This is a genomic window from Dokdonella sp., from assembly GCF_049593775.1.
Classification (GTDB): Bacteria; Pseudomonadota; Gammaproteobacteria; order Xanthomonadales; family Rhodanobacteraceae; genus Dokdonella.
Map to the genome: position 1 here is coordinate 1 of NZ_JBAWHJ010000473.1, position 2,557 is coordinate 2,557.

Annotated in this window: 2 protein-coding genes; both read left to right on the forward strand. The window is 60.8% G+C overall.

The genetic code is table 11. The annotated features are described in order from the left end of the window. Positions 1–107: 107 nt before the first annotated feature. Complete coding sequence (locus WBP53_RS16280) at positions 108–1,133, forward strand: hypothetical protein (RefSeq protein ID WP_423930802.1); 1,026 nt, start codon at positions 108–110, stop codon at positions 1,131–1,133. Between the two features lie 214 nt (positions 1,134–1,347). Further along, the coding region (locus tag WBP53_RS16285) for a RelA/SpoT family protein (RefSeq protein WP_423930803.1) at positions 1,348–2,557 on the forward strand (1,210 nt) is incomplete at its 3' end.

Sequence of the window (2,557 nt, forward strand, 5' to 3'; positions counted from 1 at the left end):
GTCTAGCATCGGGCAACGGAAAACCGTGTGCCCAGATTGTGCGTGTGCGTCGGACGAAATGTCGGCACTCCATGCAGCACCTTTCCCCGATCCACTATGCAATCCGGATGTCGATGAAATTGATGAATACGTATCTTGCTGGCAGCCTTCGCGCTGCGCTTTCCCTCGCCTTGGTCGCCGCTTCCGGCGCCGTGATGGCTCAAGGCACTTCGGCCCTTATTGGCGGTGATCTGGTCTCTGGTGACCAGGCCACGGTGAAGCTCGATGCAACCGTCCCATCGTCTTTCCAGTTCGTGAAGCCGGCTTCAGGCGCTTCCACGGCAACGGCCTATTTCAATTCCCATGTGTTCTGCGCGGACGCTCCGTTGCAGCCAAGTCAGGTTTCCCTGCTGCCGCGCTACCAGTTGCCCGCGTCGGTTGGCAATGATGTCTGGCGATTTCCCGACGTCTATTTGCAGAGCTTCGTTTACGAAGGCAGCGGCTTCCACAAGAACGGTTCGCCGACGCTCTACATGGGCCAGGCCACGAGCCTCGCCACCAGCCAGTTCCGTTGCCTGAATTCGACTCCGGGCAGCAGCACCGAATTCCCGAATGTCAGCCAGGGCCTGTTTGACAGTACCTTCGGCGGCAATTCCGCAGGGACACCTCCGGACGGCCCGCATCAGAACATTGTCGTCAGCGGTGAGTCGTTTGCCGGCTTCAGCGGCAAAGCCGTGACGGTTGTCAGTGTCGAAATGCAATTCGACCCCACAACTCCGGCGGGTGCTGGATGGACTCTGGTCGATGGTTTCAATACCAGCGCATTGTCGGCCATCACCGATGCCAACTGGTGCCTGCTTCGATCCGATTGGGTAGGCGGTTCGGTCCCTCCGGCTGGCCTGTGCGACGACAACAGCATCCTGTTCCCGGGGTTCTTCAAGGAAACCGGCCCGTTCGTCTATCAGCCACTCGTCTTCCCTTCCGGCAGTCCGGGGCCGTTCTACGTGCTGGTCTATCGTGATGTGGCAGGCAGCCCGACTGCGGGCACGCCCGCGCAGGGCTTTGCGGCAGTGCGCACCAGCGGTGGCATGGCTGGCGTGAGCGAGGAATCGCAGGACTGGTACAGCGACGACAGCGTCTGGTACGTCTACTGATCCGATTGGCCGAACCCCGCGGCAGTCAGGCGAACTGATTGCCGCAACCGTTCCTCGGCGTGCCCCATTGGTGGGGCCCAATTGCCTGCACGGATTTCTTGCCGTGTCTGGGCATCCCGGTACCTGATTCGAGGATGGTGTCGTGAACCAGCCCAGCGAAGGGCCGAATTCCCCGATTTCCAAGGCCCATGTGCTGGCCCGAATCGAAGAGCGACTGGCCGGGCAGGCCGACGCCCGTTCGCGCTGGCAAACGGCTGCGCCGCTGCGTGAGGCTGTGCTTGCCGAGCTGGACAGGCTCCAAACAGGGAATGCAGCCCAGGCTGCTCTGTTGCTGTACGAAGCAATGCAGGCGGGTTGCGAGTTCAGTGCAACCGACCTGAAGGCCTATGGCGAGGAGGTCGAAGACCTGGTCGAGGGCCAGCGCGCCGCAGAAAAAGTCTGGCCGTTGTATTCGGTGCGTGCCGGTTCCGGAGCAGCCGAAGGCTTGCGCCGGCTTTTGCTGGCCATCATTCGTGATCTTCGCGTGGTCTTCATCCTGCTTGCCGGACAAATTGTGCGCATGCGCAATGCGATGGACCTGGATGAGGCAGAGCGTCAATCCCTTGCCCAGTTGACTACCGATATCCACGCACCGCTGGCCAATCGCCTCGGCATCTGGCAACTGAAGTGGGAACTTGAAGATCTCGCTTTCCGCTACCTGCATCCGGAGACCTATCGAAGAATCGCCCGGCTGCTTGATGAGCGTCGCGGCGATCGCGAAGCATGGATCAGCCACGCACGAGGTGTGCTGGAGGCGGCACTGAGTGATGCAGGCGTGGAGGCCGAAATAGCCGGGCGGCCGAAGCACATCAGTTCAATCTGGAAGAAAATGCAGAAGAAGGGGCTCGATTTTTCGGACCTCTACGACATTCGCGCGCTGCGTGTTCTGGTCAGGGACATTCCGGCCTGCTATGCGGCGCTCGGCGTGGTGCACTCGCTTTGGCCCTTCATCCCCGGCGAATTCGATGACTACATCGCCAGCCCGAAGGGCAACAACTACCAGTCGCTGCATACCGCCGTGGCAGGTCCGGAAGGGCGCACACTGGAAGTTCAGATTCGTTCGCATGACATGCACGCCTTTGCCGAGCTCGGCTTTGCCGCCCATTGGCGCTACAAGGAGGGCAGCGGTGGCGATGCCAGTTTCGAGCGCAAGATTGCCTGGATGCGCAGATTGCTCGAATCGCGCGATGACCAGGATGACGAATCCTCCCTGCTGGCGGGATTCCGCACTGAAGTCATCGAAGATCGGGTCTACCTGCTGACACCCAAGGGGCAGGTTCTGGATCTGCCCAAAGGCGCCACCGTGCTCGATTTCGCCTACGTCATCCATACCGATGTCGGACATCGCTGTCGCGGTGCCAAGGTCAATGGACGCATCGTGCCAC

Excerpts from the sequence above, each read along its gene's own strand:
- WBP53_RS16280 (WP_423930802.1), top strand. The coding sequence starts at position 108 with ATGTCGATGAAATTGATGAATACGTATCTTGCTGGCAGCCTTCGCGCT.